This window comes from Streptomyces sp. NBC_01142 (genome assembly GCF_026341125.1).
In the GTDB taxonomy this organism is placed as follows: domain Bacteria; phylum Actinomycetota; class Actinomycetes; order Streptomycetales; family Streptomycetaceae; genus Streptomyces.
This window is the reverse complement of sequence record NZ_JAPEOR010000001.1, coordinates 2,982,925-3,005,231: the sequence shown is the minus strand read 5'-3', so window position 1 is coordinate 3,005,231 and position 22,307 is coordinate 2,982,925. Positions and strand designations below refer to the sequence as shown.

Below are 22,307 nucleotides of genomic sequence, written 5' to 3'. Positions count from 1 at the left end.
GAGTTGTGCGTACGGCCGTCTCGTTGTCGATCGGCCTCATCGATCGGACTCATTGTCGATCGGCCGGTCCGGGACCGCGACCGCGGCACCGGCCTCAGCCGCTGGTCCCCCACGGGCTGAGCCCCCACCGGAGCACATGGCTGCCGCCCGGCTCGAGGGTGGTGAGATCCGTACCACTGCGGAACGCGTCCGCCGGACAGGACATGGCCTCCACGGCGACACCGCGCCGCCGCCGCTCGGGTTCGGGCAGCGTGTCACCGGTGTACACCTGCACGTATCGGGTGCCTTCGCCGAGCCAGAGGTCGATGCCGTGGCGGCCCGAGGGGTGGGCCAGCCGCACTACGGCCCGGCCGGCGGCGTCACGGTCGAGTCCGGCGAAGGCGGTGTCCAGCTGCTGGTCGCCGATGGGGCGGGCGGTGCGGAAGTCGTACGCCCCGCCCTCGACCGGTTCCTGGCCGGTCGGCAGGCCCTGCTCGTCGGTGCACAGCCGGTGGCGGGCGGGCACCGTCAGCAGTGCCGTGTCCACCCGACCCGTGCCCACGGTCAAGTAGGGGTGCTGGCCCACACCGTAGGGTGCCGCGGTGTCCCCCACGTTGGTCGCGGTGACGGTGACCTCGAGCCCCTCGGGACCCAGCTTGTACTCGGCGAATACCTCGAGGTGGAAGGGATAGCCCGGCTGCGGGAAGAGCGTGGTGCCCGCCCTGACTCCGTCGTCGCTGCGGGCGAGCAGCTGCCACGGGGTCCAGCGCAGCAGTCCGTGGATGGCGTTGTGCCTCTCCGGCTCGGTCAGCGGGAGTTGCAGGTCCTGGCCTTCGAAGTGGTAGCGCCCGCCGCCCACCCGGTTGGGCCAGGGGACGAGAAGCTGCCCTCGGCCGCCGGTGATCCGTGCGTCGGCGGTGAACCCGTCCAGCAGCTGCCGGCCGTCCACCTCGTAGTGGCGCAGGGCGCCGCCCAGCTGGACCACGACGGCCGACTGCCCGCCGTGGCGCAGCTGCCACTGTTCTCCTGTCGCGTCTCCCGTCGCGCGCGGGGGCATGTGCGGCTCCTCGGTCGGTGCGGTGCGGGCGGCCGCCGCGCCGGTGGCCGGGTGGTCCGGGGCGGTGTCCACGCGCAGCAAGGAGACGATGGCCGCGACGATGGCTTCCGGCGGCTGGTCGATCTCCACCACGCAGGGATGTTCGTCGGGCTCCGGCTCCTGGAGATCCGCGAACTGGCTGTCCAGCAGAGCGGCCGGGAAGAAGTGGCCCTGCCGGGCAGCCAGTCGGGAGCGGATGAGCTCCCGCGAACCGTGCAGGTACACAAGGCGCACCCGGGGCCGTCCGCGGAGCAGTTGGTCCCGGTAGACGCGCTTGAGTACGGAGCAGGTGACGACGGCCGGTTGCCGCGCCGCGATCTCCTGGTCCATCCAGGCGGCGATGGCGTTCAGCCACGGCCGCCTGTCCGCGTCGGTCAGCGGTTCACCGGCCGCCATCTTGGCGCGGTTGGCCGGGGGGTGGAAATCGTCCGCGTCCCGGTAGGGCCGGCCGAGCCGGTCCGCGAGCAACCGGGCCACCGTGGACTTGCCCGATCCCGAGGGACCGACGACGAGCAGCAGGGCCGCAGACTCCGCTCCGCCCGCGTCGCGCGCCGATGCCGGTGCCGGTGGTGTGCCTGGCGTCAGCTCTCCGAAGGACTCGGAGCCGCGCACAGCGCCCAGATGACGAAGCCGTCGACGGCGATCAGCACGATCGCCCAGAGCGGCGCGTAGGGCAGCCACATGAAGTTCGCGACCATGCCCAGACCTGCCAGCACCACACCGACGACCCTCGCCCATGCGGCACCCGTGAACAGGGCGAATCCGGCGAGAACGATCACGATTCCGAGGATGAGATGGATCCAGCCCCATCCGGTGAGGTCGAACTGGTAGACGTAGTTGCGGGTGGCGACGAACACCTCGTCGTTGGCGATGGCGGCGATGCCCGCGAAGAGCGTCATGAAGCCGCCGAAGATCATCAGAACACCGGCGAAGACCAGCCACCCGCTGCCGAGGCCGCTCTTCGCCGAACTGTGCGCCGCGGCACCCGGCTGGGTTCCGCTCACATGACTCGTCATGATGCGCTCCTTCGTCTCTACGACCGGTCTGTCGGACGGTCGCCCGTACGGCCGATCGGGTTACTTCCAATCTCGGCCCAAGTGATCCGCTTCGCACCTCGGGGGGCTGCTCCGCGCCGGCGCGCCGCCGCTCCCGGGCGGGGCCGGCCGCGTCGGCGGCGTGAGGGATGCTGTCGAGCGCGGCTCGCTCGGGGTGCGGGCCGGGCACGCCGGCCCGGCGGGTTTCGCTCGTGCGGGTGATGCGTACGCCGCCACCGAACCAGGCGGGCGGCGCCCACGTCGGTCACTGCATGGGCGTGGGCCGGCGAGCAGGGTCGGCGGGACGCTCCGGGGGAAGGAAATCGTATGCCGCGGCGGCAGGTACCCGAAGCGCTGTTCTTCGGTCGGGCGGACGAGCTCTCACGGATGGGCGCCCGGTGGGCCAGAGCCATCCTCAGTGAGCCGCAGATCGTCCTCGTCGACGGGCCTGCAGGCATCGGAAAGACCTCACTCGTACGGCGCTTCCTCGCCGACATGGATCCGCGCTGCTGCGTCCTGCGGGCCGGCGGCGAGGAGATCGAGATGCACCTGCCGTACGGGGTCGTCGCACAATTGCTGGCACATGTGCCGCAGGCCCGCGACTCGCCGTTACGGGAGCTGGGCCGCTGTGGGCGCTCCGGGGCCGCGCTGCCCGACCCCGTTCTCGTGGGCGCCTCCCTGATCGACGCACTGGGCGGCTTCCAGGAGAAGACCCCCGTCGTCATGGTGATCGACGACGCTCACTGGGCCGACACACCGTCCCTGCACGCGCTCACCTTCGCGCTGCGCCGCCTGAGTGTCGACCGCGTGCTGACGGTGCTCGCGACCCGGGACGCCGGTCATCCCCGGCTGCCGCGGGGGCTGCGCCGGATCCTCGACGACGACACCACTCTCCGGCTGACGCTGGAAGGCCTGGACATGCCCGAACTGAGCGCGCTCAACGCGGCTTTGGGGACTTCGCCGCTGCCTCGGGCGGCCCTCGCCCGGCTGAGGAGGCACACGCACGGGAACCCCCTGCACACCAAGGCGCTGCTCCAGCAGTTCCCCGCCGAGGTGCTGGGTACGGGCACCATGCCCCTGCCCGCACCGCGCAGGTACGAGCGGCTGATCGCCGAGCGGCTCGATGACTGCGCGCCGCGTACGCGTCGGCTGGTCGGTGCCGTCAGCGTCATCGGCATGTCCAGTCCGCTGCACATCGCGGCGCAGGTAGGCGGCGTGGAGGAGCCTCTGGAGGCACTGACGGAGGCGATGGACCGGGAGCTGCTGGAGGAGGGCCCGGTCGGTGCCATGCCCAGAGCCGTCTTCCCCCACCCGTTGCTGCGGGCCGCCGTGTACCAGGGTGTGGAACCGGCCGAGCGTTCCCGCCTTCACACACGGGCGGCAGCCCTCGCGGACAACCCCGGCGCGGCCCTGCACCACCGGGTGCATGCCGCGATCGGGCCGGACGCGGAGCTGGCGGACGAGTTGGAGGCCTTCGCAGCGCAGCAGGCCGACGAGGGGGCCTGGTCGGCTGCCGCCTCTGCCTCGATGGCGGCCGCGCGGCTGTCCACGAGCCGCGCCCACCACGCTCAGCGGATGCTTCGGACGGTGGGATGGCTGCTGCTCGCCGGGGACGTCAGCCAGGCCACCGAACTCGCCGGGGGCCTGCGGGAGATGGCCCCGACGGCCGAACAGCACTATGTTCTGGGGCATCTCGCCCTGACCGCCGGCCGGCTGGAGGAGGCGCGCCGCGAACTCACCGCCTGCTGGGACACCATCGACGCGGCGACCGGGACGGAGACCATCCGCTGCGCTGCTGAGCAATTGGCCTGGCTGAGCCTCATCCAGGGAGATGCCGGGGGCATCGTCGACTGGGCCCGGCGCGGACTGGACCTGCCGCCCGGGTCACGGTCGTCCTTCTTGCGGGACTCCCTCGCGATCGGGCTGGCCCTCTCCGGCGACTACGAGCAGGGCATGGCGTGCCTGGCGCACCTGCCCGACTCGGGGCCGCGGAAGGGGCCGGAGCAGCTGGACGGCCTGCTCGCACGCGGCATGCTGCGGCTGTGGAACGGGCAACTGAGGGACGCCAGGCGTGATCTGCGGGATGCCCTCGCCTCCCATCGGCGGGGCGGGCTGCCGTACGCGGCTCTCGTGTCGCTCGGATTCCTCACCGACGCCGAGTACCGCGCCGGGCGGTGGGACGACGCGATCGCCCACGGTACGCAGGCCGTGTCCCTGGCCGAGGACACGGACCAGGTGTCGATCCTCGCCGTGGTGCACGCCTGCGCCGCCTTTCCCCTGGCCGGCCGGGGCGACTTCCCGGCCGCCGAGGCGCATGCCGCGGCCGCGGCCGGGCACGCGCGCGTGCTCGGGGACGTCAACGACACCGCGTTCGCGTCCAGCGCACTGGCCCTGGTACACGCGGCCCGAGGCGATCACGAAGGGGTGATCACCGCGCTGAGCCCGCTCCTCGCGCAGGAGATCGCGTACCGCGTCGGCATCGACGAGGCCGGCATCGTTCCGTGGCGTCCGCTGCTCGTCGAGGCGCTGGCCCGCAGCGGACGCCCGGACGAGGCGGAAGAGGTACTGGAGCCGTACGAAAGCCGCGCCGCCGAGCGGAACCGGTGGCTCGACCAGGCGGCGGCCGCGCGTTGCCGCGGCATCGTGGAAAGCTCACGCGGCGATGTGCGGGCAGCCGAACAGGCCTTCCGTACCGGGCTGGCCCACTGCGAGCGGGGCGAACCGTGCTGGGAGGAATCCCTGTTGCGCCTCGCCTACGGAACCTTCCTGCGCCGCGTCAACAGGCGTGGCACCGCGGTTCCTCAACTGGAGGCCGCCCGGCGCGCCTTTCACCAGCTGCGGGCCGCGCCGTACCTGGAGCGGTGCGACACGGAGCTGGCCGCGTGCGGCCGGGTGTCCACGCGCCCGCAGGACGCCCGTCACCCGCTGCTCACCCCCCAGGAACTGGCCGTGGCCACCTTCGCGGCCCAGGGCAGGACGAACCGTCAGATCGCGAGCGAGCTGGTCCTCAGCGTCAAGACCATCGAGTACCACCTGCGCAATGTCTACGCCAAGTTCGGCATCTCCTCCCGCAGGGATCTGGCGGGCAGGCTCGCCCCGGATGCCTGACAGGCCGACCCAAGGCTAGGGGTAACCCTGGGGCGCCTGTCGAGGCGCAGTCCCTCGCTTCGTCCGTAGCGTGCCGAACAGTAAAGGTGGCGCCCGGGTCTACCGCGCGACCTCAACGGGAGGCATGCAGTGATCATCCACATCCGTCGGACAGGGGGCCCGCCGAGCACGTGGCGGGGCCGGGCCCGCACCGGCATACGCACGACGTTCGTCTCCGTGCTGCTGGTCGCAGCCATCGGGGCCTGCTCCCCCGGCCCCGACACCTCCGGAGGCCACACCGCTGACCACCACTCCTCGTCGGATGCGAGCGACTCCGGACAGGGTCCCGGCCCCGTGACGACTTCTCCGGACGCGCCGCCGGACCCCCCTCCCGCAGTGGACACGGTCATCCCCGAGTCCCTGGCGGGCGCCTGGGAGAGCGACTCCGAGGGTGACGACGCCACCTTGGCCTACCGGTTCATGCCGGACGGCCGCTACCGGTTCATCGGTCTGATGTCCTACGCCGGGCCGGCCGGAACCGTCGAGATCACCCACCTCGCGGACGGGACCGCGCGCGTCGACGGAAACGTGCTGCTCCTGGAGCCGACCAGTGTCACCAGGACACGTCAGGACCCCGGGGACCCGGCGGGCAACTACACCGACCAGCCCGGCGAGCTGACACCCGAGGCCCGCGTCTGGGAGGTGGCGGGCGACACCCTTGCCCTCACCGGCGACGATGGGCTGCGGCTGACCTTTCAACGGCCGTCGACGTGAGTGACCCCGAGCGGCGGTTCAGTGTCCGTATCCGCGTGCAGCTCGCGCTGATCGCCGTCGTCGCCGCGGCGGTGCTGCTGGCCACCTGGCAGTTCAGCGAAGCATCCGGTACCTATCAGGACGCGGTGCGGCAGGACGTCAAACGGCAGGCCGCCGTGCTGGAGGACATCCGGTACGTGTACGGCGACGAGGCTCCGCTCGCCCTCCGCGTCGCCGCGTCGCACGCGCGCGCGGACGGACTTGAGGCCGTGAAGGGCCAGGGGCGCGTAGCGGCCTCCGAGCACACGCTTGCCGCACAGACCGCCTTCAGCCTGCGGCGCGCCGCGGAACCCGGCAGTCTGCTCGGCAACGGCGGCTACCGCCACCAGGATCTCGGCTACGACCTGCCGCGCCGGCTGGCCGACGTACAGCGGCGCACGCCCGAGCTGTACGACGTCGATCCCGGCGCGACACTCCGGGCGGGCGACCGGCAGGTGGCCTGGGGTCTGGCATGTGCCGCCGTTGCGGTCGCCGCCGTCCTGTTGGCGGTGGTCACCGGCAACGTCGTCCGGCCACGGCGCTGGCGCCGCACACCGGCGCCCGGCGGTCCGCGCGTGCTCAGGGCGGTGGAGATCATCCCTCAACCGGCCGTCACGACCCGCAACCGCCGCGCCGCCCAGCTCCATCTGTTCGTCTTCGCCATGCTGCTCCTGCTGCCCCTGGGCCAGATCCTCGCGGCAGGAAACGAACAGCGTGCCCAGGCCGAGGCGGCGCGCAGGGCGGTCCAGCTCAGCACCTCGATCACCGCCCACGGCCAGCGGACCGCGTTCCTCACCGAAGGTCTGCGTGCCGCCGAGGCCGCGGCCCTGCAGGCGACGGCACGTGAATTCGCCTCTCTGGAGACGGGAGTCAGCCCGCAGGAGGCCCGGCACGAGCAGACGGTTGCGATCGTGGAGAACGTGATCGCGCAGCAGGTACGGAAGATCGTCGACTACATGGGACGGCCGCCCACCGCCACGGACGGCGTCGACCCGGCGGCGGTAGCAGCCCTGGGCAGGGCACCGGAGCGCCTGTCGAACGCCCAGGCCGAGCAGGTACGCCAGGTGGATCTGGCGGAACGCGCCAGTCGGCGCGCCCTCTTCCTGGCATCGGCCACGGCCGTCGCCGTGGTGGCCGAGGCCCTCGCCGCCACGGCCCTCACCACGATGCGCCGCGCGTGGTGGTTCTGGCTCGCCGGCACGTCCGGGGTGACACTGCTTCTGGTGAGCTTTGCCCTCGTCGGTTGAGCCGGACCTCGACCGTGCCCCCTGATTCACCCACGGGAACAGAGCAGCCGTCCATGTCCACTCCACAACGGCCCCGTCGATGTGCCGCGAGGAAGTGGGCAGGCTGATCACCTGCGTACGCCCCGCTCTCCGCAGTCGTCTGCGCTGATAGCCGCCGCGGGTCGTGCAGCCCCAGGGACGGCCCGGTACGGAGCCGGGCGAGGCCTGCGCCCGCTCCCATTCGTGCGGTGCAGCGCGCCGCTCGTGCCGGGCGGCGGCAGCGCAGGGACGCTCGTAGGGTGACGGGCGTGATCGTTCGCAAGGACGCAGTGAACGCAGGCGGTGGCTGGCGACCGGGTTATCCGGCTGCGGCCGGAGTCTTCGCCGTCGGGATGGCCGGGACCACCCTGCCCACACCGCTGTACGGGCTCTACCAGGAACAGATCGGGTTCTCCGAGCTGATGGTGACCGTTGTCTTCGCCGTGTACGCCGTCGCGGTCATCACCGTGCTGCTGGTGGCGGGAAACTACTCCGACGAGGTCGGCCGCAGACCTGTGCTCCTGTGCGCCATGGCTTTGTCGGCCGCGAGCGCGGGCTGCTTCCTCCTGCAGAGCGGTCTGCCTCTGCTCTTCGCGGGGCGGCTGCTGTCCGGCTGCGCGGCCGGCCTGCTGAGCGGCGCGGCGACAGCGGCCGTCATCGAGCTGGCCGGTCCTGGGCGGAAGGCGCGGGCCGGGTTCGCCGCCACCGCGGCGAACATGGGTGGTCTGGGCTGCGGACCACTGCTCTCCGGCCTCCTCGCGCAGTACACGCCCTGGCCACTGATGTTGCCGTTCTGGGTCCACCTGGGGCTGGTGGCCGTGGCCTCTGGGGTCACCTGGTTCCTGCCGGAGACCGTGGCGGAGCCGAAGCGATGGCCACCTCTGAAGCCGCAGGGAGTCACGGTGCCTGCGGAGGTGAAGGGGGTGTTCGCGCCCGCCGCGCTGGCGGCGTTCGCCGGCTTCGCGCTTCTCGGGCTGTTCACGGCGGTCGCGCCGAGCTTTGCCTCGCAGACACTGGGTGTGGACAACCTGGCTGTTTCGGGCGCGGTGGTGTTCTCCGTGTTCCTTGCTTCGACCGTCGGGCAGTCCCTGACACAACGGATCGGCGCGCGCCTCGCGCTCCCCGTGGGGTGCGGCATCCTCGTCGTGGGCCTGCTGTTGGTGGCGTCCTCACTGATCGCCGAATCCATGCTGCTGCTCGTCCTGGGTGCCCTGTGCGGCGGCACCGGCCAGGGACTGGCCTTTCGCGCGGCACTCGCCCTGGTCAGCGACGCGGCCCCGGCACAGCGTCGCGGCGGAACCATTTCGGCGTTCTTCGTCGTGGCCTACGCGGGGATCTCGGTGCCGGTGGTCGGTGTCGGCGCCATGGCGACATGGATCGGGCTGCGCCAAGCCGGGCTGATCTTCACGGGCTGCGTGATGCTGCTGGCGGCGTGCGCGGGAACGTACGCCGCGCGCAGGCCGCCGGCGGGGACGTAACCGAGCAGTCGTGAAGGTCGCGCATCTGGCGTCGCACCCCGGATTCGCCCGACAGCCGGCCGCGGGCTGCTCGGCGCCCGCGGCTACGGCTACGGCTACGGCTACGGCTACGGCTACGGCTACGGCTACGGCCCGAGGAGTAACGCGTGGCTGCGTGTTCTACATCACTGTTGCGGAAACGATTGGGCTCGATGATTTTTGACCGGCACGGCAGTCTCCATTGCCGTACATCCACAGCGAGTAGAGAAGCGAGTCTCATGCGCATCGTGATCAGCGAGTTCATCAGCCTGGACGGCGTCGTGCAGGCACCGGGCGGACCGGGCGAGGACAACGACGGTGGCTTCGCCCACGGCGGATGGTCGCACCCGTTCTTCGATCCCGAGGTGGTGGGCGGTGCCTTTGTCGACGCGACGGCCACGGCCGGGGGACTGTTGTTCGGGCGCCGCACGTGGCAGACGATGGCGGGGGCGTGGCCCGAGCGGGCCGGCGACCCGTTCGCCGACCGGCTGAACGCCCTCCCTAAGTACGTGGTGTCCCGGACACTGGGCGAGGACGAGCTGACGTGGGACAACACCACACTCATCCCCGGCGACAAGGCCGTTGCCGGCATCCGTGAGCTGCGCGAGCGTGACGGCGGCGACCTGGTGGTCATGGGGAGCCCCACGCTCGTGCGCACTCTCCTCGGCGAGGGCCTGGTCGACGAGCTCCGGCTCATGATCATGCCGGTGCTGCTCGGCGGCGGTAAATCGATCTTCCCGGGCGATGGTGGGCTGCGCACGCTCGAGCTGGTCTCGACCGTCGTCAGCGGCGCGGGCGTGCACGTGTGCACCTACCGGCCGGTCGTCGAGGGGTAGTTCGGAGCGGCGGGGGCGCCGGGGCAACTGTGCGGAGGGGGCAGACGCAGGAGCCCCGGGCCTTGGCGGGAGGAGGGGTCGGAACCTCAACCAATGGGCGAATGCGGCCCGATCGCCAACTGAGCGACCACGTGGGGAGGTCGAGCACATCCGGTCGTTTTCCCGATGAGCCGTTCGACGTGCCCGCGTTGGCGGAACCCCGCAAGCACACGCGGCTACCGCCTCCGCCATCCGCAAGACCTCAGCAACCTGCCGTACGGCGCGTCGCACCTGCGGCGAACACGTGCGGGCTGCCACGATGACCAGGTCCTCGCTCAGGCCCGACCGGGCGTTCCGCACAGCCTGCGGGCATCTCACCGAACTGCTCAGCAAGTCTTCGGCTCGGTCGTGCCCGGCAACGGCAGTCCCGACCGCCCTCGCCGCACACGCCGGACAGCTCCTGCGCACGGACGTACCGCTGGTGCACGACCTCGCTGCCCGCAGCCAATGCTGCCAAGCTGCCAAGGGGAACGGAATGTTCGACTACGTGATCGTGGGCGCCGGGTCCGCCGGCTGCGTGCTGGCCAACCGGCTGTCGGCCGATCCCGGCAGACAGGTGCTGCTCATCGAGGCCGGGGGGCCGGACCGCAACCCGTACATCAAGATCCCCAAGGGGGTCGGCAAGCTGTTCGGGAACCCCAAAGTGGCGTGGAGTTACCGGACTCGGCCGCTCAAGCCGGGTGGGCAGCCCGAGCAGTGGACCCGCGGCAGGGTCCTCGGCGGGTCCAGCTCGGTCAACGGCCTGATCTACAACCGGGGTCAACAGGCCGACTACGACGAGCCCGTACGGCTGGGCAACCCCGGCTGGGGCTGGGACACGATACTGCCGATTTTCCGGGCGATCGAGGACAACGCCTTCGGCGCATCCCCGACCCGTGGCTCAGGAGGACCGCTTCACGTCTCCGCGCCACCCGACCTCGATCCGCTGTGTGACGAACTGATCGCCACCGGCGCCACGGTCGGCCTGACCCCGATGCCCGACATCAACGAGTCCGACGGGGAACGCATCGGCCGCGCCATGTGCACCATGAAGGCCGGCAGACGGTGGAGCGCCGCCGACGCCTTCCTGCACCCCGTCCGCAGGCGGCCCAACCTGACGGTCCTGACCGGGACCCTCGTCTCGGAGATTCTCTTCGAGGGGGACAAAGCCGTCGGCGTCCGCACCCGCACGCCGGGCGGCGGAACCGCCGACCACCACGCCGAGCGGGAGGTCGTGCTCAGCCTGGGCAGTCTGGGGACGCCGAAGCTGCTGCAGTTGTCCGGCATCGGGCCTGCCGAGGTGCTGCGTGGAGCGGGGGTTGACGTACGGCTGGATCGGGCCAACGTCGGCGCCCGGATGCGCGAACACCGCGGCCTGGCCGTACGGGTCCGGTTGAACGAGGACGTGGGGCTCAACAGGAAGCTGGCCACCCCGGCGGCTCAGGCCTGGGCGGGGATGAAGTATCTGGCGACACACAAGGGCCCGCTGGCCGGCCCCGCCTACGATGTCATCGCGTTCCTCAAGACCCGGCCCGAGTTGGACCGACCCGACGGGATGCTGCTGTTCGCCCCGTGGTCCACCGGCGTCTGTGTGCCGGGCAAGGCAGTGAGGATCGAGCGCGAGCCCGGCTTCTCCGTCGCCGGCCAGGTCCTCCGGCCGACCTCGGAAGGGTCGGTGGCGATCACCTCGGCCGACCCGGACGGCGACCTGGACATCGACCCCGGTTTCTTCAGCACCGACCATGACCGCCGGGTGGGCGCCGACCTGATGCGGCGTATCCGCGAGTTCCTCGCCGGCGAGCCGATCGCGAACCGGATCAGCCACGAGACCTTCCCCGGCCGCGGCGTGCGGTCCGAGGAGGAGATTATCGACGCGGCCATCACCGGCGGTTACTGCGGGTTCCACGCCATCGGCACCTGCGCGATGGGGCCCGCGGACGAGGACATCGTCGACCCCGAACTCCGGGTGCGCGGCATCGACAACCTCCGCATCGTCGACTGCTCGGTCCTGCCCGTCATGGTCGCCGGCAACCTCAACGGCCCCATCATGGCTACGGCCTGGCACGCCGCCGACCTCATCGCCGAGACGGCCTGAGCCCTGTCAGCGGGAATTCCTGGAGGCTCATCCCCCCGGGCGCACCTTTGTGGTAACTGTTAGTCATCAACCGATTACTATGAGCAATCGACGGGTGGGTGTCCGGGCCTCGGTCTGCCAGACCGTGCCGCCTGCCTGCGGTGCCGGGAGATGCTCATGCAAGAGAAACCCCCCACACTGCCCTCGCTGACCGGTCTGCGATGGGCGCTGGCTTTCATCGCCCTGCTGGCCCACGCGCTCGTGGCGCCGAACTTCTTCACCGGCACGCTGAAGACGCTGGCGTTGATGACCTTGCCGCCCGGCACGGCGGCGATGAGCGGTTTCTTCGTGCTGTCGGGGTTCCTCCTGACCTGGAAGCACCGGCCCGGCCACGGCGCCCGTGCCTTCTGGCGCCGCCGCTTCTGGAAGATCTTCCCGAATCATGTCCTGTGCCTGGGGATCGTCGTGGCGATCTACGTGTTCGTCACACCACGGCCGTTGCCCGACCTTGTCGGGGAGAACTCACTACGCGCAGCCGTACTGCAGCTGTTCCTCGTGCAGAACTGGATTCCGGACTGGAGAGTGATCGGAAGCTTCAACATCCCGGCGTGGTCGCTGTCTTGTGAAGCGTTCTTCTACGCGATGTTTCCGCTGCTGATCATTGCTGTCCGGAAGATTCCGGACAGCAGGCTCCGGCACGCGTGGTGGGTGCTGGCCGCCACCACGCTGGTCATGCCGCTGGTTCCCGTCGCCATGCACGGTCTGGTCTACGGCGATCCCCTGGGGCTCGACGACAACAGTCTCTGGTTCAGCTACTTCCTGCCGCCGGTGAGGCTCCCGGAGTTCGCCATCGGCGTCGTGACCGCCAGGCTCGTCCAGACCGGCCGCTGGCCGCGGCTGTCGCGGACCGCGATCACCGTGCCGCTGGTCGTCTCGGTCGCACTGATGCCGGTTCTGCCCCTGCAGTGCCTGTTCGGAGGCACCTTCACCGCGCCGGTCGCCCTGGTGGTCGCCGCAGTGGCGCTGGCCGACATCGACGGCCGCACCGGCCGGCTGGCCCGCCCCGTCCCGATGGCCCTGGGCGAGTCGTCCTATGCGCTGTACCTCGTCCAGACACCGATTCTGATGATCGGCTTGTATCTGCTCGGCGCGAACCGGGCCTACTCGCTGTGGGAGTCCGTGCTGCTGACCCTCGCCTACATGGTGATCTCCGTGCTCATCGGTCTGGTGGTGTACCGGTACGTCGAGGCGCCGCTCGTGCGGCGCTGGTCGGAGCCGCGGCGGCCCCGGACGCACCTGGACACGCCGACGAAGCTCGCGCCCAGTCCGGTCGCTGCCGAAGACCTGCGCTGAGGCGGAGGGCAAGCCGGAGCGGGGAACGGCAGGGGCAAGCCGGGTCCGGGGACCGGAGGCGCAGACCGGGGTGTGCCGTCAGCCCCGTGGCCTCAGCACCAACTGGACCCGCTCGGACGGGTTCATCGTCCACGTGAAGCTCGGTGTGACGGCGTTCAGCACGGTGACGTGGTAGCGGTTCATCATGGTTGCCAGGACGAGCGTGGCCTCCTGGGTGAAGAAGGACTGCCCGACGCAACTGTGCGCTCCGTCGCCGAACGGGAGGTAGGCCAGCGGGTGCCGGGCCCGGACCGCCTGTCTGGTGAAGCGCTCGGGGTCGAACTCCAGCGGCCGTTTCCAGAACTCGGCCAACCGGTGGGTCAGGAACGGTGACAGCGCCAGCGTCGTACCCGCCGGGACCGGCGTCCCGTCGATGACGTCGTCGGAGATCGCGGTGCGTCCCAGCATCCATGCCAGCGGGTACAGCCGCATCACCTCGGCGATGACCATCTGGGTGTACGTGAGCTGCCGGTAGTGCTCGCGCCTCGGCGGGCCCCCGGCCAGCACCCGGTCGGCCTCCCGCTTCACCTCGGCGGCGATCTCGGGATGGCGGCCGAGCAGGAGCCAGACCCAGTTCAGGGTGGCCGCGCTGGTCTCCGAGCCCGCGAAGAACAGTGCGATGACGTCGTGGGTGATGTGATCGGCCGACAGCGGACGGCCGTCGGCGTGGGTGCCGTTGAGCATCCTGGTCATCAGGTCGGCGCCGTCGCGCGGCCGGGTGCGCGCGTGGTCGATCACCGGGCGCAGGATCTCGAACACGGTGCTCCTGCCCCGGCGGAAGGCGCGGTCCCCCGGCATGGGGATCGCCATCGGCACGAACGGGACGGCCATGCGCCGCATCGCCCCTCTGAGCGCAGTGGAGACCGCTGCGGCGAGCCGGTCGCACTGCGCCTGCGGGATGCGCGAGCCGAAGAACACCGGGTTGATGATCCGGTGCACGATGCGCTGCATCTCCACGAGCGAGTCCACGGGGCCCTCGCGCAGTGAGCGCCGCCCCAGGTCCTCCACCGCGGTGGTCATCGAGGAGAGCATCTCGTCGCCCATCTCCTGCAGGCAGCGCGCCGACAGCCCCGACTGCATGATGTCGCGGCTGACCCGCCACGGGGCGCCCTCGCCCGTGATGCCGTCCCCGGTCAACCGTCGCAGCGCCTTCCACAGCGCCGTACCGCGGGTGTAGTTGTCGCTGTTGCGGCGCAGAATGTGGTCGAGATGGTCGGGGTGCGACACCACGAGGGGCTGGAACGGGCCCATCCGCAGTCGGCTGATGCCTCCCTGCGAATGCGCCTGCACCTGGTTCAGCGCGCCGAGCAGACCGCCCGTGCGCAGTCCATGAACCATTTTCCCCAGGGGAATCGCGTGGGAACCGCCGGGCACGGAGACTGCCGACATCGAGCGTCCTTCCTCGTTCGACTGCTGACTGTCATTCACCTGTTGGGCAGTGCGCGCTCGGATTCGCTGCTCGCCACAGGCGGTTCGGGATGCGCCGGGAGCGGTGCCCGCGACGGGGTGGGACGGCTGTAGCGGAGCAGCAACGGCTTCTCGAAATACCGGTAGACCAGCAGCGTCACCAGTGGCATCGCGGCCATGCAGGCCGTCATGACCACGATGGCCCGAGGTCCGCTGACCGGACCGATCCAGTGTGCTGCGATCAACAGGAGGGGGAAATGGATGATGTAGAGCGCGTAGGAGGCGTCTCCCAGGAGGACGACCCTCGGCCGGGCCAGCATCCCGGAGCGGCCTTTGATGTCGCCGCGGGCGATGGCGACGATGAAGACGGCGGTGTGCATCGCGAAGAGCGGCCCGAGCGCGTAGTGCGGAGGCAGCAGCGGCAGAAGCGCGCACATCAGGACCGGCAAACCCATCGTCACCGTTCTGGGAATCGCGTGGGGCCATTGGCCGGTCTGGAGCAGGCGGGCCGTGGCCATGCCGAGCACGAATTCCAGCGAGCGGGTGAGCGGCAGCACAAAGCATGCCCACAGGGTGACGTAGCTGACACCCAGCGATTCCGTCAGCGGCGGCCCCGGGATCAACGACACGGGCAGCGGAACGAGGACGATGACCGCGGCGACGATCAGCCAGGTGCGCTTCAGGACGCGGCCGGACAGTCTGTGGAGCGCGACAAACAGCACCGGGAACAACAGATAGAAGAAGACCTCGCAGGTGACCGTCCAGATCGCCGGATTGGGGCCCCCGTCGTGCTGGGCCGGCCACCATCCCGACACCAGAAGCAGGCACCAGATGTCGGCCGGGGTGATCTCCTGGCCGCCCGCGCTGAACGGCGGCCGGACTCCGGTCAGCAGGATGAACACCATGCCGATCGTCCATGCCAGGACATGGTTCGGCACGATCTTCCAGGCACGCCGCCGCCAGAACGAGGGGGCGCTGTGCCCGATACGGGCCGACCAGGTGAGCACGAAGCCGGAGAGTACGAAGAAACAGGTCACGCCGATCCGGCCCACCAGCATCACGGCTTGGACGGCCGTGGAGTTGAGGACCGGGTCCGAGTAGAAGACGTACAGCGCATGGCAGAGCAGCGTGGTGAGGCTCAGTACGCAGCGCAGGCCGGTCAGGGACGGGAGGCGGGCCGGGCGATCGCTGCTCTTCGTGCTCCCGATCTGATCGCTGTTCTTCGTGCTCCCGATCTGATCGCTACTCATCGTGCTCCCGATCTGGTGGGACGGCGCCGTGGGAACGGGGCGCCATGGGCGCGGTGATCACTGTGACGGTCGTGCCGGCATCCAGGGCGTCAGCGGTAGCGGTCGGCGGCGATGGTCGCGTGCCAGTAGGCAAAGTGCCCCATGAGCCCGCAGACCAGCTCCCCGTAGTCCGCCATTTCAAGGTCCCCGTCTCGGCGCGACCGGGCCACGAGACCTTGTGCGTCGACCGTCTGCGCGTCGCACATCTCGGCCACGATCGCCAGACTCTCCTGCAGGGTGCAGTTCCGGTCCCGCACGACGATCGAGGGCAGCGAGAGCTCCGCGTCGCCGGCCCTGCTCTCCCGCTCGTAGGACCTGAGATCGTTCAGCCACGCCAGCAGGTTGCAGGCCGCCTTGTTCAGCTCGACTGCGCGCGGATCGCGGTACGGCCTGTCGGAGAACCTGAAGTTCTCCAGGGGGCCGAGCAGCGCGATGAGCGCCCAGCCGCCCACCAGATGGCGGCGCGCGACGACATAGTCCGCCAGGTCGGGGGGGACCGCGTTCGCGAGCATGTTGACATGCCAGTTCTGCGTCATGACGAACGAGTTGAGCGATTGCCTCACACGGTGGGCGTGCTCGGGCGGCAGCAGCTCTTCGGAACGGCGCAGGATGTCGGCCAGCGCGGCGGCGAACCCGGTGCCGGGCTCACTGACTGTGTCGGCGGTGCCGTGGAGCAGTTCGGACGAATGCAGCATGAGTGCGGTGAAGTCGCGGTCACGGGATTCGCGGCCGTCCACCAGGACATCACCGAATGCCGTGATCCAGGTGAAGACGTCGCTCGCCAACTCCTGGATCTCCGGCGTCCCGTTCGGGAACAGCATGACGAAAGCGGCCCCCACGTGGATGCCTTCGATCTGCTCCCGGAGCTTGGCGTCCGGTGCCAACTCGTGGCGATGCAGCCATTCAAGGGCCTGCCGTTGTGCCGCGACGGCCCGGTCGGACGGCGCCCACTGCCGCTGGGCGACGTCCGCCGGCAAGGAAGGCATCGCGCTCGGCTCGCCGGACGGGCGGGTACCTCGGAGCGTGTTTTTCATGGTCGCCTTTCTCTGGCGGTCACCTCGTGGGTGCGGTGCTGGGGCGCGGCCTCACCGGTACGCGGCTGCCACTTCCGGATCGGCCAGTGTCCGGCGGTAACCGGCCAGGGCGAGGATGGGAAAGACGCGAGGATAGGAGCCGTATCGGATCGGCGCGTCCCAGGGGAACCCGGTGCCGGTGTACAGCGTTTCCTCCCACCGGCCCGACAGCTCCTGGTTCCGCAGCAGCCAGTCGACTCCGGCCGTGACACGCTGGTCGCGCTCCCCCGTCGTGATGAGCGCGTGCAGCACCCAGGCCGTCTGGGACGCGGTCGCCTCACCGCGCCCGCGCCAGGCGCCGTAGCGGTAGGAGCGCTGGTCCTCGCCCCATCCGCCGTCGTCGTTCTGCCGTGAGTACAGCCAGTTCACGGCGTTGCGGACGGCGACATGGCCGCCGTCCGTGCCTGCCGCGGCCAGCGCGCACAGCGCCGCCGTTGTTCCGTAGAGGTAGTTGCAGCCCCATTGACCGAACCAGGAGCCGTCCGGTTCCTGGTGGCGCAGGAGCCAGCCCACCCCGCGGCGCACCGCCGGCGCGTACTGCGGGCCCGATCGGGCCAGGGACTCCACGACGTGGGCCGTGACATCGGCGGTGGGCGGATCTGTCATGGCCCGTCCGTCGCGCAGGGGCAACCGCAGCACCCGGCGCACCCGGGCGTCGACGTCGAACGCGGCCCAGCCACCGCCGCGCCACTCCATTCCCGCGAGCCAGCGACGTCCGCGCTCGACGGCGCCGGGCAGCAGGGGATCGTCCACTGACGGTCCGCCCTGGAGCGCGCAGAGCACCAGGGCCGTGTCGTCGGTGTCGGGGCTGATCCGGTTGGCGCTCTGGAAAGACCATCCGCCGGGCGGCAGGCCGGGACGGTGCACGCCCCAGTCCCCGCGATCGCACGTCTGCCGTCCCAGGAGCCACTCACGGGCCTTGCGCACGGCGGGATGGCCGTTCTCGACGCCCGCCGCGCGCAGGGCCAGCAGGCTCTGCGCGGTGTCCCACACCGGTCCGTGCGAGAACTGGACCCTGCTGAGTCCGTCCCCCCGAGGGCGGACGAACAGAGAGACTCCCTCCGCGGCCCGCTCCACCGCCTCCCGATCGCCGGGCCGGTCCAGCAGGTGGAGAGCGATCATGGCGTAGACGGTCGCCGAGTGGGTGCCGTTCCAGCAGCCGTCGGACTGCTGCCGCTCCCGCAGCCATTCGCCGGCGCGCGCGCGAGCACGGGCGCGTACCCGGGAGAGCAGGGCGCGCCGTTGGAGAGGCGCCGCCGTGGCACGCGGCGCTTCCCGGTCCAACGGCCGCAGGCCGCGGATCTCGCCGAGGTCGAGCTCCGTCCGCCGTACCGGACGCAGCGTCATGATGACCGAGAGCGGGACGACCAGATAGCGCGCCCAGTCGGCGAAGTCGTCCAGTGAGAGGGGCCCCCGCGAAGGAAGCAACACGATTTCGGGCGGGAGCGCCTTCACATCGCTCCACGGCCAGAGCCCGAACAGGGCCAGCCACAGCCGGGTGGACGTGCGGCACGCCGCCGGGCCGCCGAGCTGGTTGATGCGCTCGGCCGCCGTCCGCATATACGGCAGGCCGGGCGGCTCGCCCCCCAACCGCAGCGCCAGATACGCCATCACCGTGGTCGAGACGTCGTCCGGTCCGCCCGCGAAATTGGGCCAGCCGCCCTCGTCGGTCTGCTGAGTGCGGATCCAGGCCCTGATGGCGTCGCCTTCCGCAGGCTGTCCGAGTCCGAGGAACTGATGCACCAACAAGTGATGGGCATCCACACTGATCTTGTTGTCGAGCTCGCCCTCCCAGTACCCCTCCGGTGACTGTTCGGACAGCAACGCCGCCACCGCCAGCTCCAACGACTCGGAAATCCGCGCTGCGCGTTCCGCGTCGGACACGACATCCATCTCCCTGCTTCGTGGTCGGGGTGGCCGACCCCCGACCGCCCCGGGGCCCGGCCCGTTTGCCGTTGCCCCGACGGCCGGTCAGTTGTGGCGGCCCATGGTGGTGATCAGGCTGCCGAGGGCGGCGAGGTGCGCGGCGGCGTCCGGGTCGCACGCGGCGTTCTCCAGCAGGGACTGCGCCTGGCGGATATGGCGTTCGGCCTCCCCGGCGGCCCAGGCCCGGCCGCCGGCCGCCTCCACCAGGTCGGCGACGCGGGCCAGTTCATCGGGACACAGCGCGCGGTCGCTCTCGTACAGCGCGGCCAGTTCGGCGCTGGGCCTGCCGTCGCCGGCCAGGGCGAAGGCAACGGGCAGCGACTTCTTGCCGGAGGCCAGGTCGGAGGACGGCTTGCCGGTCACGGCGGGGTCGCCCCAGATGCCCTGCAGGTCGTCCATCAACTGGAAGGCCGCGCCCAGGTGGCGGCCGAAACCGTGCAACCGCTCGACCTGGTCGGCGTTGGCGCCTCCGGCGATGGCGCCCAGCGCGCAGGAGGCCGCGATCAGAGCCGCGGTCTTGGCGGCGGCCGTCTCCTGTGCGTCGGCGAGTACGGCGCCGGTCCGGCTCTCCAGCAAAAGGTCGGTGTGCTCGCCCTCGATCAGCCGCTGCACCGCGGTGGTGAGGATCGCCACGCCCTGACCGGCCAGCGACGGCGATTCGGCCAGGACCTGGACGGCCATGAAGAACAGCGCGTCGCCGGCCAGGATGGCGGTGGGGATGCCGAACGTACTCCACACAGCGGGCCGCCCGCGGCGGGTGCGGTCGCCGTCGATGATGTCGTCGTGGATCAGGGAGGCGTTGTGCGCCAGCTCCACGGCGACAGCGGCCGGCAACGCCCGCGACGGATCGCCGTGCACTGCCTGGCAGGCCAGCAACGCGAGGGCAGGGCGGAAGGCCTTGCCGCCGTCGCCGTTCGCCGGGGCGCCGTGGCGGTCGTGCGTGCCCAGGTGGTAGCCCACAACGCGTTCCATCTCCGGCCGCAGCCCTGCCACGGCCTCGCGCAGGGCGGGCGCGACGAGAGCGCGTGTGCGGGCGAGCATCTCCCTGCCGTCCGCCTGGTCCTCGCTGTTACGGCTGCGGGGTGCCGTCTGAATCCTCACCATGACCTCCTCCGGCCTGAGGGACCGCAGAGACCCCGGTAACTACAAATAGCCACCGGGTCGTTACTATGCGTAGCGTAACATGACTGTGCGTGTTCAAAGCGGTTGCAGTGACCGGGGAGGCGTCCGGCCCGTGGAGACCTCCGCACTACGACGGCGTACCGAGCTCTGCCGTCCGTCGGGTGCGCCGGGTCGCGCGCATCCGCAGGTTCCCGGGGCCCGGCACGATGCTCAGGGTCGGACGGATCGGCGGGCCGGGGACGTGCTCCAGTTGCCAGTGCGCGAGGACGGTGGCCAGGACGAGAGTTGCCTGGATGGTGCCGAACTCGTCCCCGATGCACTTGCGCGCACCGCCGCCGAAGGGGATGTAGGAGTGCCGCGGCGGTTGCGGTCGCACCGGGTCCCAGCGGTCGGGGTCGAAGCAGTCGGGGTCGTCGTAGACACCGCTCTGATGGTGGATCACATAGGGCGCGTAGACCACCGTGGTGCCCGCGGGCAGGGGATGGCCGCCCAGGACGGTGTCGCTGGTGACGCTCCGGGCGCACAGCCAGGGCAGCGGATACAGCCGGAGCGTCTCGGCGATGACCCGGCCGGTCAGCTCCAGCCTGTCGAGCGCGTCGATGCCGAGAGGGGCGGTGGCGAGTGCGGCGTCGACCTCGGCGTGCACGCGGGCCTGGACGGCGGGGTGACGGGCCAGCAGGTGCAGGGCCCAGGACACCGTGACGGCGCTGGTCTCGGTACCGGCGACGAAGAAGGTGACGACCTGGTCGCCGATTTCGGTGTCGGTCAGGCCGCGGTCGACGCCGGTGCCCTCCGGGTCACGGGCGGCCAGCAGCGCCGACAGCAGGTCGCCGCGGTCGACGCCGTCCCGGCGGCGCTCGGCGATCAGCGTGTGCAGGGTGCGGTGCACGCGCGCGCTCACCCGGCGGAAGCGGCGGTTGCCGGGCGTGGGCAGGCGGGCGAGCAGCGGCGGGGTGACCGTGGCCCGGTAGATCCCGGCCATGATCGTGTCGAGGTCTGCCAGGGAGAGAACCCGGGAGGCGGTCAGCATGCCGGCGAACAGCGTGGCCGACAGCGACCGCATGGTGATTTCCTTCATCTCCCGGGGGACGTCCACCACTTGGCCCTCGCGCCACCCGCGGCACACGGTCTCGGCCTGTTCGGCCATCGTCGCGGCGTAGCCGGGGAGGCGGGAGCGGTGAAAGGCCGGCTGGATCAGCCGCCGCTGGCGCCGGTGCCGGCTGTGCGGGCACGTCGCCAGGCCGTCCCCCAGCGCTGCCCGGCCGTCGCGCTCGAACAGCCCGCCCGCCTTGTCGAAGGTGCGGTCGTCGGCCAGCACCCGGGAGACGAGCTCCGGGTTGCACACCGCGACCGCGCGCAGCGGCCCGAGCCGGATCTGGACCAGGTCCCCGCAGGCCGCCAGGGAGGCCAGGAACCCCATCGGGTCGCGCAGCAGCGCCCAGGTGTGCCCCAGCACCGGCAGGCCCCCCGGCGCTTCGGGGAGATCACATCCGCGGATCACGTTCCTGTTTCCCATCTGTGGACTGTCTCGAGATGTGCGGTTCGTACGGGCTCTCGACCATCGGGAACTGACGATGCGTCATGGCAGGCGGGCGGTGATGAGCGCATAGTGCACCTCCGGATGAAGGCCGATGATCTCGTTCAGCTCCACGTACCGCCGGATCTGCCCGCGCGTCTCCTCGTCGACGTCGAGTTCGTCGGAGATGTTTTGCATCGCGTCCGCGATCAGCCGGTGGCTGCGGCGGACGTTGCCGGTGATGTCCTCCAGCCCGGTGACCTCCAGGCCCGCCGCGGCCATGTACTGCTCGTACTGGCCGGAGCAAGGCAGTGGCGGGAGCCGGAAAGCCTGGAAGACGGGGTTCATGACGTCGGACTCCGGCGCCGAGAAGCCGCCGTCCTGGTAGAAGTCGAGCACCACCAGGCGGGCGCCCGGGCGCAGCGTCCGGGCGATCTCCGCGACCGCCTTGGCACGGTCGGACATGTGCAGCAGCGACTCGATGGCGTAGGCGCCGGCGAACCGGCCGTCCGGGAAGGGCAGCGCCATCGCGTCGGCGAGCTGGAACGAGGCCCGGCCCGCGCCCGGCCCCGCCCCGGGGCGCGCGTGCGCCAGCCGGACCTGGTGCGCGCTGACGGTGATGCCGGTGACGTGGGTTCGGTGCCGGTCGGCGATCCGGACGGCGGGCCGCCCGCTGCCGCAGCCCACGTCGAGCACCTCGGTGCCGGGTGCGGGCGCGAGCCGGTCGGCGACCATGTCGGTGATCCGGTCGGTCGCTTCCGCGGCGGTCGCGCCGTCCTGGTCGTCGGACCAGAAGCCGAGATGCAGGTTGTCGCCCAGGTGGCGAGTGAACAGATCGTTGAACCGGTCGTACATCGAGCCGACATCGGTCGGACCGGGAACCTGGGTCGCCGTCATCGCAGCGG

The 22,307-nt window shown here is 70.8% G+C and carries 16 protein-coding genes; 7 read left to right on the top strand and 9 right to left on the bottom strand.

The features are described 5' to 3' along the window. Positions 1-94 precede the first annotated feature (94 nt). Both OG883_RS13630 and OG883_RS13625 read right to left on the bottom strand, forming a co-directional pair. On the bottom strand, positions 95-1,687 hold the full coding sequence (locus OG883_RS13630) for a gluconokinase, GntK/IdnK-type (RefSeq protein ID WP_266539716.1): 1,593 nt from the start codon (positions 1,685-1,687) through the stop codon (positions 95-97). Further along, positions 1,657-2,091: a hypothetical protein gene (locus OG883_RS13625; protein WP_266539714.1), complete on the bottom strand. Its 435-nt coding sequence runs from the start codon at positions 2,089-2,091 to the stop codon at positions 1,657-1,659. The genes OG883_RS13630 and OG883_RS13625 overlap by 31 nt, the downstream gene beginning before the upstream one ends. Before the next feature lie 345 nt (positions 2,092-2,436). On the opposite strand from OG883_RS13625, the gene OG883_RS13620 reads away from it, so the two are divergent. From OG883_RS13620 to OG883_RS13590, 7 genes are all read left to right on the top strand, one after another. Further along, positions 2,437-5,217 carry an AAA family ATPase gene (locus OG883_RS13620; RefSeq protein ID WP_266539712.1) on the top strand — a complete coding sequence of 927 codons (2,781 nt, stop codon included), beginning with the start codon at positions 2,437-2,439 and terminating at the stop codon, positions 5,215-5,217. A gap of 129 nt (positions 5,218-5,346) precedes the next feature. Next, complete coding sequence (locus OG883_RS13615) at positions 5,347-5,970, top strand: hypothetical protein (RefSeq protein WP_266539710.1); 624 nt, start codon at positions 5,347-5,349, stop codon at positions 5,968-5,970. Then, positions 5,967-7,235, top strand: coding sequence for a hypothetical protein (locus OG883_RS13610; protein WP_266539708.1), 1,269 nt, complete (start codon positions 5,967-5,969; stop codon positions 7,233-7,235). The genes OG883_RS13615 and OG883_RS13610 overlap by 4 nt, the downstream gene beginning before the upstream one ends. 371 nt (positions 7,236-7,606) lie before the next feature. Continuing rightward, on the top strand, positions 7,607-8,731 hold the full coding sequence (locus OG883_RS13605) for an MFS transporter (RefSeq protein WP_266541512.1): 1,125 nt from the start codon (positions 7,607-7,609) through the stop codon (positions 8,729-8,731). A gap of 257 nt (positions 8,732-8,988) precedes the next feature. Further along, positions 8,989-9,585: a dihydrofolate reductase family protein gene (locus OG883_RS13600; RefSeq protein ID WP_266539706.1), complete on the top strand. Its 597-nt coding sequence runs from the start codon at positions 8,989-8,991 to the stop codon at positions 9,583-9,585. A gap of 298 nt (positions 9,586-9,883) precedes the next feature. After that, a complete protein-coding gene (locus OG883_RS13595; RefSeq protein WP_266539704.1) occupies positions 9,884-11,698 on the top strand; it encodes a GMC family oxidoreductase in 1,815 nt (604 codons plus the stop codon). A 156-nt stretch (positions 11,699-11,854) separates the two neighbouring features. After that, positions 11,855-13,030, top strand: coding sequence for an acyltransferase (locus tag OG883_RS13590; RefSeq protein WP_266539702.1), 1,176 nt, complete (start codon positions 11,855-11,857; stop codon positions 13,028-13,030). A gap of 78 nt (positions 13,031-13,108) precedes the next feature. Here the strand turns inward: OG883_RS13590 and OG883_RS13585 are convergent, their stop codons facing one another. From OG883_RS13585 to OG883_RS13555, 7 genes are all read right to left on the bottom strand, one after another. Next, positions 13,109-14,407 (bottom strand): cytochrome P450, encoded by a 1,299-nt coding sequence (locus OG883_RS13585; RefSeq protein ID WP_266539700.1) that lies wholly within the window; start codon positions 14,405-14,407, stop codon positions 13,109-13,111. A gap of 86 nt (positions 14,408-14,493) precedes the next feature. Next, positions 14,494-15,726, bottom strand: coding sequence for an acyltransferase (locus OG883_RS13580; RefSeq protein ID WP_266539687.1), 1,233 nt, complete (start codon positions 15,724-15,726; stop codon positions 14,494-14,496). A gap of 89 nt (positions 15,727-15,815) precedes the next feature. Continuing rightward, positions 15,816-16,799: a hypothetical protein gene (locus OG883_RS13575; RefSeq protein WP_266539685.1), complete on the bottom strand. Its 984-nt coding sequence runs from the start codon at positions 16,797-16,799 to the stop codon at positions 15,816-15,818. A 51-nt stretch (positions 16,800-16,850) separates the two neighbouring features. After that, positions 16,851-18,722: a squalene--hopene cyclase gene (gene shc / locus OG883_RS13570; protein ID WP_266539683.1), complete on the bottom strand. Its 1,872-nt coding sequence runs from the start codon at positions 18,720-18,722 to the stop codon at positions 16,851-16,853. 87 nt (positions 18,723-18,809) lie between these two features. After that, positions 18,810-19,868 (bottom strand): polyprenyl synthetase family protein, encoded by a 1,059-nt coding sequence (locus OG883_RS13565; RefSeq protein WP_266539681.1) that lies wholly within the window; start codon positions 19,866-19,868, stop codon positions 18,810-18,812. Between the two features lie 145 nt (positions 19,869-20,013). Then, on the bottom strand, positions 20,014-21,402 hold the full coding sequence (locus OG883_RS13560) for a cytochrome P450 (RefSeq protein WP_266539679.1): 1,389 nt from the start codon (positions 21,400-21,402) through the stop codon (positions 20,014-20,016). Positions 21,403-21,465: 63 nt separating this feature from the next. Further along, entirely contained in the window at positions 21,466-22,299 is an 834-nt protein-coding gene (locus tag OG883_RS13555) for a cyclopropane-fatty-acyl-phospholipid synthase family protein (RefSeq protein WP_266539667.1), read from the bottom strand. Positions 22,300-22,307 lie beyond the last annotated feature (8 nt).

Bases quoted from the DNA above. Each gene is read 5' to 3' on its own strand.
- OG883_RS13575 (WP_266539685.1), bottom strand. From the start codon at position 16,799: ATGAAAAACACGCTCCGAGGTACCCGCCCGTCCGGCGAGCCGAGCGCG.
- OG883_RS13580 (WP_266539687.1), bottom strand. From the start codon at position 15,726: ATGAGTAGCGATCAGATCGGGAGCACGAAGAACAGCGATCAGATCGGG.
- OG883_RS13560 (WP_266539679.1), bottom strand. From the start codon at position 21,402: ATGGGAAACAGGAACGTGATCCGCGGATGTGATCTCCCCGAAGCGCCG.
- OG883_RS13620 (WP_266539712.1), top strand. From the start codon at position 2,437: ATGCCGCGGCGGCAGGTACCCGAAGCGCTGTTCTTCGGTCGGGCGGAC.
- OG883_RS13625 (WP_266539714.1), bottom strand. From the start codon at position 2,091: ATGACGAGTCATGTGAGCGGAACCCAGCCGGGTGCCGCGGCGCACAGT.
- OG883_RS13555 (WP_266539667.1), bottom strand. From the start codon at position 22,299: ATGACGGCGACCCAGGTTCCCGGTCCGACCGATGTCGGCTCGATGTAC.
- OG883_RS13565 (WP_266539681.1), bottom strand. From the start codon at position 19,868: ATGGTGAGGATTCAGACGGCACCCCGCAGCCGTAACAGCGAGGACCAG.
- OG883_RS13595 (WP_266539704.1), top strand. From the start codon at position 9,884: ATGACCAGGTCCTCGCTCAGGCCCGACCGGGCGTTCCGCACAGCCTGC.
- OG883_RS13600 (WP_266539706.1), top strand. From the start codon at position 8,989: ATGCGCATCGTGATCAGCGAGTTCATCAGCCTGGACGGCGTCGTGCAG.
- OG883_RS13605 (WP_266541512.1), top strand. From the start codon at position 7,607: ATGGCCGGGACCACCCTGCCCACACCGCTGTACGGGCTCTACCAGGAA.
- OG883_RS13585 (WP_266539700.1), bottom strand. From the start codon at position 14,407: ATGGTTCATGGACTGCGCACGGGCGGTCTGCTCGGCGCGCTGAACCAG.
- OG883_RS13590 (WP_266539702.1), top strand. From the start codon at position 11,855: ATGCAAGAGAAACCCCCCACACTGCCCTCGCTGACCGGTCTGCGATGG.